At 48.0% G+C, this 9,011-nt stretch carries 5 protein-coding genes; all 5 read right to left on the bottom strand.

Annotation, left to right across the window (positions count from 1 at the left end):
• A partial coding sequence (locus tag OQV04_RS22070) for a FimD/PapC N-terminal domain-containing protein (RefSeq protein WP_332642938.1) occupies window positions 1–740 on the bottom strand: 740 nt, incomplete at its 3' end.
• 41 nt (window positions 741–781) lie between these two features.
• Window positions 782–1,411 carry a fimbria/pilus periplasmic chaperone gene (locus OQV04_RS22065; RefSeq protein ID WP_375156539.1) on the bottom strand — a complete coding sequence of 210 codons (630 nt, stop codon included), beginning with the start codon at window positions 1,409–1,411 and terminating at the stop codon, window positions 782–784.
• A 204-nt stretch (window positions 1,412–1,615) separates the two neighbouring features.
• The gene (gene hipA / locus OQV04_RS22060) at window positions 1,616–2,938 is read right to left on the bottom strand and encodes a type II toxin-antitoxin system serine/threonine protein kinase toxin HipA (protein WP_021574605.1); all 1,323 of its coding nucleotides are present in this window, start codon (window positions 2,936–2,938) and stop codon (window positions 1,616–1,618) included.
• A complete protein-coding gene (gene hipB / locus OQV04_RS22055) occupies window positions 2,938–3,204 on the bottom strand; it encodes a type II toxin-antitoxin system antitoxin HipB (RefSeq protein WP_001296726.1) in 267 nt (88 codons plus the stop codon). The genes hipA and hipB overlap by 1 nt, the downstream gene beginning before the upstream one ends.
• A 210-nt stretch (window positions 3,205–3,414) precedes the next feature.
• Window positions 3,415–8,835 carry an ECSE_1600 family autotransporter gene (locus tag OQV04_RS22050; protein WP_247806743.1) on the bottom strand — a complete coding sequence of 1,807 codons (5,421 nt, stop codon included), beginning with the start codon at window positions 8,833–8,835 and terminating at the stop codon, window positions 3,415–3,417.
• Window positions 8,836–9,011: the final 176 nt, after the last annotated feature.

The raw sequence follows: 9,011 nt of genomic DNA, 5'->3' as shown, positions 1-9,011 counted from the left end.
GGAATATCTGCGGCAGCGGGCTTGTAATGGGTTAAGTGATAACAGATGTCTGGAAATATAGGGGCAAATCCACCAATGTTGATGCCACTCTGTAAATTCAAATATGCATAGTTTGATTTTCCTGCATTATGGTTACTACGATTATTAATAGAATTACCATTAAAACTATAGTTTAGAAGCCCTGCATTTATTCCTTCTTCCCACAGATCAGGAGAAACATAGCCGCGAGCCATTCTGCCAACATAAATTTGCGGAACGGAGAGTGACAGATGTTGCTGACCAACATCAAACTCAGTTGATGCGTCGACCAAACGATCCTGAAGTGGTGTGCATGCGCTGTTGTCCGGCACATGTTTTTCTGCTGAATGTTCCTTATTGTCTAATAACGCAGATTTTTTTATGCCAAGACTGACAAGAAGATCTGTACTCAGGCATGGGATGAGATCTGCATTATTATCATCTGCAATAAAAGTAATATCCCGACTAGTCATAAATTCGTCGTTCAAATAAATGTCGATCCGATATGTACCAGGTGGTGCCTCGCGTCCCTTAGTAAAGGCGGATAAATCGACAGATTCAGCAAGATCATTGCTTAAAAACCGTGGATTAAAATAATACTCTGCGTCAACGGGAAATACCGCAGTTGCTAAGCCAAGGGCAATGGTAAGCCGTACAAAGCGAGGCAGTAGTAACACCTGATGCAAACGATATGCCTTAAATGCGGCACGAAAGGCTGTCATTATTAATTCCGATTGAGTTTATTATTAATTAGGTCACTGGCTTACTGCATGGTTGCCTTAATACGCGGAGTTAATGCGCCGTAATCATTGATCGTCTGAAAACTGATATCCCCGGTGGCAGCATGCGGGATATCCACCGATACTTCACCTTTTGGCGGCACCATGGTGTTTGGGAGATTGCTATTTCCTGCTTTCATATTTGTTACGGTAATGAAGTAGGGCGTTGGATTAATAAGAGTGAGTTTGCTACCGCTGCGACGAAACCGAAGCATTGCAGGCGCTTCTTCAGGTGCCATTGCCAGGTTCGTGGGGCGATAAAACATTTTTATGCGGCTAATAATTGCCAGCTGTAATGTATTCTCATTCTTCTGGTCTTTTTCCATAGCAGGAATAGCTTTAACATTCACCCAGAACAGGCTTTCACGGTCGCCTGGTAACTGATGATTAGTGGCGTTGATTATCCGCAGCGTATTCTCTTTTTTACCTTGCATGGAAAAAAGCGGTGGGGTAATGACAAACTGGGTGTCTTTTTGGTCACCTGCATTTTCTATCTGAAGTGTTGATGGAAAGAGGGCGTGCTCATTTGCACGCGGTTTACCAGCTTGAGTCTTCAACGCTGGGAAGATGCGGCAAACGGCAAATCTGCATACCAGCCAGCCTATATCCGGCATGCACAGGCCAATTATGAAAGAGGAGAGGCTTAAGTTCTGGAACCCTGAACGAATAACGACTACCGGAAAATCACTTCGTATCACTCAGATGCGATTTAACATAATATACATTATGCGCACCAACATAAACCAAGGAAGAATCTAGTCGTTGGCGGTCATGATTTGTCCTGCTCATTAACAACGACCAAACCCCATATCTTACTCTTACTTAATACCGTATTCTCGGCTTAACCGACCGTGCAACCTCAACACATTGGTTTCAACTGCCGTCACCACGTTCTCTGGAAAATCTGTCGGTAATGAAGTCTTCACGTTATCCAGTGCTGCCGGAATCATTCTGGCAAAGTCACTCAGGATTTCATGCATCTGCACTTCCGGGAATCTCAGCACCTTTGCTGTCGCCAAAAAATGTCGCGGATAAATTTTATCGATTGCCGTTTTTTTGCCTTTGGATGCGTTAAGCCCCATTGCCAGTTTGAGATCGCTGATGTGTATTCCCGCGCCACCCAATACCGGAAATGCTGAAATGATGTCGTAAAATGGCGTGAGTCGATAACTGCCGCCAGCCTGAATAAATACGGAGAAGTTTTTTGCATGGCCATCCGTTGCGCCAATCAACCACTGAAAGACCTGGAATTTCATAAAATCATAGCGATCTTTCAGCGCCTCGCTGGACCCCATCAAAAAAGCCATGATCCGCGCGATGCCTGGGCCTCCATCTGATTCATATTTCACCGATGAAGGTAAACCGAATGTCTGACACATATCCTCCTGTGGCAAGCGAAGTAAAACCGTTCGCTCAGCATTCCAACGCCTGTCAAAACGTTCGACCGCTAACGCGCGCACATTTCCCGCTTTAATGATTTCTGCGTCCGGAACATTCAACCCAAGTTCTTTCGCCAGCAGCAGACAGTAATACTCATTATCAACGCTTTGGCTGAGATCGAGCGTCGCATTGGGCTGCCTGATTTCCCCAATCGGTAATTTAATGATGTGCGTCGTCGGCGTTATTCCTTTCGGAATGCACCAGTCATTGCCTATTCTGAGCAGTGCTGTCTTCTCCTGTGCGCCAGCAACCGAGATGCGAAAGTCATTTTCTTCTCTAATCATGCCTAGCGGGATATCTGCTTTATAAGCCGTTAATACTTCTTCAAGTCTGGCTTCAGTAAGCTTTTCCCATGCCATTATCGGACGCGTTACGGTTTCGTCTTCGGGTATTAACGTCACGGCACCAACGCTGTCTCGCCCTATTTCTGACAATAAATCAAACGGTTGTCTGGATTTGGCATGATAACGTTTAACGATCCGGTCACGTACAATCGGGCTATCGGGTAACAAGTTATCGAAGAAGTTAAATACGGCATCAGAGGTGATATTCCCCCTCTGCAATGGCAGCGAAAGTGACAACGGTCTGGCATAACGGCTGGCTAACCACTCCGGTGCATACTTAAAGGTGTGCGCGCCGTTGGCTAACTTCGTTAACTCGCCTACCCGCTGGTTGTTCATCCAAGTGACAAGTTTAGGCATTACCACTCCAGATCTTGCTGTTCTGTTGATTCTGGCGAGGCATTTTTCGTGTCGCATAGTGTCATTGAGAGTTCAAGCGACTGTAAAATCTTAAAAAATGTCGTGAGCGTGGTATTGTCAGGGTTGTTTTCGAAATTGGAAATCGTCGCCTGCTTAATGCCGATTTTTTTCGCCAGCTCGCTCTGCGTCCAGCCATTTTGCTGGCGAACCAGTTTCATTGCATTCGCTAATTGCGTTGGGCTATAGATCTTCTGAAAGCTCATCATGTCATACGTCCACAGCAAATTTATCCGCTTAAGGGGATATTATCAGTTTTATCCTTTAGTGAGGATAAAGTCAATCTGGAAACAGATCTTATCCGCTCTACGGGATAAACGCTGCGATATCCGCGATCGCGGATAAAAGGGAGGCTTTAAAAGCCGTTTGAAGTCGGCAATATTAAGCCGCATGCCATCTCGACATGCGGCTTATACGGTTTACCAGCTATATTTCACTCCCAGCATGCCCTGAGTATCGCTATAGCCTTTATCACCTAGTTGCACACCGACATTCCCCCACAGGCTAAGGTTGTTATTTACTTTCGCCTCAACCCCGGTACGTACTTCACCGAGATTACGCGCACCATCATGGCTTACGGTTTGACCATTCATCTTCACGGCGTAGACTTTGCTATTGTTGATCCAGTTCGCTTCAATGTAAGGCTGGAACTCACGCTGTTTACCATCGTCACGCTGGTGATGGCTGTTCAGGTAGGTTTTCACCCCAAGTCGCGTTTGCACGTTTCCGTCGCCTTCCGTTTCAATGCGTGTTCCGTCTTTCCGGTTATGGTCAGAATCTTTCACACCCATCCAGGTGATTTGCGCCTGTGGCTGGACGTACCAGGTATTCAGCGTCCCTTCGCTGCCTCTAAATGTTCCCGCTTCAAAGGTATACCCACCCTCAACAGAGGCCGTAACACCGCGAGAATCATAGTCGTCAGCAGAACGGTTATCGGAACTGACGCTGTTATCAAACCAGTTATACAGCACCCAGCAGTCAACATAAGCGCCGGTCTTATTCGAATCGTTCTGATACCAGGTCGCGTACAGCCCAGCGCTGTAACCGCTGATGCGCCCATCCGATTTATAACCCACACGATTACTCTGAGTATTACTGTGCTGATTGGCGTAGCCTGCCATCACGCCAAGATGCCAGCGATCCTGCGCGTTGCTACTCCACTGCGCCAAATCGCCGCCTAGCTGCAATACATAGCGGTTAGCCTGAGTATTTAGCTGGCCGTCTCCGGCACTGGAACGTTCGTGCCCCCCGACATGACGCATCCACATACTGCTTGCTGAACCCTGAGAATGCAGTGAATCTGTATATTGCGGCTCACCCAGACGGTCGTGTAAGCGATGGCTAAACAGCGAGTTGGCTGCGGCAATGTTGCTGATATAGCTTCCGGCCTCCGGGCGATAAACTGATGGGCCTTCCGGATCCACAACAGGGGGATTATTGATGGGATCGGGTGTATCCGCTGGCGTTACGCCGTCCCATTTACTGGTCAGATACCAGTTTTTCTCGTCATTCCCCTTCCCTTTAGCCAGCGTGTAGACGTAAGCCCCAGCTTCGACAGTTCCGGTGGTCAGCGCGAAATTACCTGCAGAATTACCGCCAACCTCAATGAGTTCAATACCGTTGACCGTTTGCGCACCGACGCCGCCAATGTTATCAACCCGAACGCGAGTGTTCCCTTGGGTATCGCCTTTCACGTTCATCTTATCGGTGGGCGAATTATCGCCGCCCAGCGTCGCGTTGAACGTAATCAGGCCATTGTTTCCGGTATAGTTACCGTTAACGGTCAGTACATTCCCCGGTTTCCCCCCTTCGCTATTCATTTGAACCGTGCCGCCATTCTCCAGGTTGCCGCCGATTGTGGTTTTAGCGACACGCTGTGTCCCCCCAGACATAACGTTCACATCACCTGCAGTGGTGACGTTTCCCGACATCACACCGCTGTTATGGATATTAATGTGCTGACTTGCCATATTAATGGCAGAGTCGGAACCGAAAGCAATTTCACCACCCACGATATCCGTCGTACCCTGATACGCCGCGGAATCGTTGTTAAGAGTCAGGATCCCGGTACCCAGTTTTGTCACATCACCGCTACCGCTGATACTGTGCGTCATCGCCCAGCTACGCTCAGTGGAGATGATGAGCAAGCCATTATTGATAACGGAAGCATCACCCAGGTTTTTCTGCTCGTTGACGCCGAGCGCGCTGCCAGCATCGATGTTAAATTGCCCCGCAAAGCGGCTATTATCGCCATCCAGCTCTACATCTGTCCTGGCGGTTGCGCTCACGATACCCTTCCCGCTTATGCTATTACGCAGTTCGCCAGTCACGTTTTTTAGCGTTAACAGACCGTCATTGGCAATATTTCCTCTGCCTAACCCCTGCGTATTATCGAGGCTGACTTCCGCATTTGGGCTAACGCTGGTTAACGCATTGTAGCGTGCATTAAGCCCCTCGACAGCCAGCGTTCCCCCTGTAACATTCAGGTTTCCGCCACCTGTCAGTTCACCCTGACTGATCCCACCTTTATTTACCGTCAGCGACCCTTCTTTGAACAAAACAGTCGAACCCATCTGCCCGGTAAATGTCTCTACCGTCTGCGTCGATCCATTAAGATCGACGATGGCTGCGTTGCTGATGTTCAGTTCCCGGGTGTTGCCCAGCGCGCCATCCGCATCGGTACGTAATGTCCCCATCTGAACGTAGGTTGCCCCCTGATAGTCGTTCTGACCGTTGGAAAGCGAAACCTGTCGCACCGTATTGATTGCCAGATCCCCTTCACCACCGATTTTTGCCGACATATCGGCCGTTGCGCCATAGGCTCCGCCATGTTCGGCTAACGTCAGCTTTTGCCCTCCATGGATGTTCAGCGCTTTCAGCCCATAGTTAACGTACAAACCATCACCTGGTGCGGTCGTGAGGCGGAATCCATAATCACCCTCGGCGACCACCGTTCCGTTTTGCGCAATGTGTAACGTTTTGTCCGCTTCCACCTCGTCGCCCTGTAAATCACGTAACGTTAATGAGCCACCCGACCCAATAACCGTTTGCGCCTTCACCAGTTGAACGCCGACATGGTTATCATCGTGTTCCAGCAAATTGAGCGTCGTCAGAGGGTTATTCGCCATAGGATCATTCCACGGTTTAGGCACGTCGATAAGCACGTCGCCCGTCCCGTTTACCTGATAGTTACGGCCTTTCCAGGTGTAGTCACTCGCGCCGACAACCAGCGTATCGACGCTGATATATCCCTCTGCAAGCGTCGCAGCAGGAATATCCGTATCGAAAATGAGCGTACCGCCATTCATGGCCAGTCCACCAATGGATTGCTCTCCCACGTTTACCGATGTGGTATTTTCAATGTCAGACTGCAACATCGCGTGAGTAAGCGCAGCGGTGTTGTCGCGTTCCAGAGTGAAGGTACTGTCTTTCAGTTGGGCAACACCGGCGAATTCAGTCCCTGTTGCATGTGTAAAGCCAAACATCTTGTCGGAGGATGACAGCTGAACTCGCATCAAGCCATCGCCTTTGAGCGCATTGGTCAGCGTGTAATCTCCTGCACTGTTCGTTGATGCGAGAATGTCGAGCGTACCGGGGCTTGCAATGGTTACTTCACTCGACCCCATGCCCGTTACCCCATCTGCCGTATGAGACGCAATGGTCAGGAGGCCGTCATTGACCAGCGTTTTACCGCTATAAGTATTCCCTGCATTGAACACCGTATGGCCTGCATCATGGATCACTTTTCCGTCTTTATCGTCACCTGTAATCAGCATATCGACCTGGTAGCCGGCATCACTGTTATTAGTATGATTAAAGACAAAAACACCTTCGCCAGAGCCAAACTCTACTTTCGTCGCGTTGGTGATAAATCCGGCATCTGCCGCCGCCTCACCGTGAGCTGCACCAATGTTTAGCGTTCCTACAGCAGGTTCAAAAACACCTAAGTAAACTTCTCCACCTTCGACATTCAGCGTGCCGCTATTCGTCAGGGTTAACGTACCCGTACCAGATGTCCCTACGTACATATTGAATGTTTCAAGAAGAGAGTTCTGCCCATCCACCCTCACGTCGCCCTTGCTTTTGTCATTGAGAGCTATCTGTGTATCACGCGCTTTAACTATACCTCCGGTGGTAATATTCAGTTCACCCGTGCCTAATACACCGACCTGTAGCAATTGGGCGTTAGTAGATGATGTCTTTAAATTCCAGAGACTATCCGTTGAAATATTAACTATCCCCTTACCGGAGGCATTTCCTCCGATAAATCCATAGCCCGTTGAATTAAGGGTGGCACCATTACTGACATTTACGATACCGCTACCAAAATTACCGACATTGATACCCACAGTATCGAACGATGATGTCGCATCCATCAGGTTCAGTGTGCCGATACCGCTTGCTTTATCGCCCAAAAAAGTAATATTTTGCGATACAAACTTACCGCCATCGCTAATATTGAGGTTTCCGACACCCGCAACACCAATGGTGGTATAGACATTCTTATTGACCTCCCACATCCCCCCCGTGGTGATGCTGACATTCCCGACGCCGGTTTCTCCATAACCGAGTGAACTTCCTCCGTTGCTGACAACAAGCCCCTCATTACTGATATTCATTTCGCCGTGGCCGTCATAACCAAGATTAGTTCCGAGATTAGTGATAACGGAGTTCTTATCCTTAACAGTAATGTTGCCTGTGCCTGATTCTTTCATCCCCGCAGTGATAATTCCAGAATCTACTTTACCTTCACGCGAGACATTAAGTTCACCGTCACCAGCATCACCGATATAGATATAGCGGAAAGCTTCGCCTGTTCCGAGGAAATTCCAATGCCCTTTATCGGTCACGTTGACGACACCGTGGGAACCGTCCTGAACGCCCACCAATGAATATTCTTTGTTATTAATTAGTCCATTATTGGAAATATTGACTGCGCCATTACCGAAATATCCATTATAGAGTCTGCGTACCGTGATGACAGAGTCTTGATCCTGCACATTCAGGGTTCCGACACCGGTGGCATTGCCACCGATAATCGTATTTTCAGCCGTAACCAGCCCCCCCTCGCGAATAGTCGCCTCCCCCATCCCTTGATTACCAATTTGAAATTCAATTGCGGAATCATTATTTTTTATTAGCCACTCGCCACCCTTTTCAACGACAACCTTACCATTACTGTTCGCTTGATATCCTAAAATGGCGACTATTGAACTCGTAACGTAACCCTTATCCGTAATATTTAATGAGCCCGTACCGTAACTCCCTATTTCGAATAATTCGGTCGTCAAAACCGAGTCCTCTCCCTCAACATTAACCGTCCCGACGCCTGCAGCTTGAGTACCTAATCTTAAATAGCCTCCATCGACGTGACCCTTCTGTTTAATATTCAGCGTCCCCGTTCCGGATTGACCCACATTTAAAGGCCTTGCATTATTTCCGCTATCATACAATCGCCAGGTGCCACCCAAAACATTAACGGTGCCCTCTGAGTCCTCATTAGCGCCAATGACGCTGGTAGTAATAGTGGTTAAGGAGGCATTACCGCCAGCCAAAATATTAAGCACTCCAGTGCCATACCAGCCAACCAGGTAGGCATCATAAGCAACATCAGTATCAATATTTGTAATCTGACCATTATCAACTTCAAGACTTGCACCAGACGCTGAACCGCTTAGTGCCAACAAAACACCCAGCGTCAATCTACGGAATTTCGTTGTCAGTCCAGAGGATTTACGCAAATTAACCATTGATGTTTTACCTACCCTGCGAGTTAATTCCGAGCAGGCCTGAAATACCTGTAGGGTGCAATTCCATATCACGCGATAGATTCTATTCATATAAACGCTCCATATACAAACAATACAGCCTCGAAAGAAATGAGTCGTCAGACATTAAAAATGAAACTTATTAAATTGTCAGAGGTCTGTATTGAGTGTTAGTTGGAGGTGGGAAGGTGTCAATTTGGCTAATTTGCTAATACTTTCGAATTGATAGATTAAAAATTGCATAGTTC

This window comes from Escherichia sp. Lx600-2, assembly GCF_036662595.1.
In the GTDB taxonomy this organism is placed as follows: domain Bacteria; phylum Pseudomonadota; class Gammaproteobacteria; order Enterobacterales; family Enterobacteriaceae; genus Escherichia; species Escherichia coli.
The sequence above is the reverse complement of the archived record's forward strand: the minus strand, read 5'-3'. Positions and strand labels throughout refer to the sequence as shown.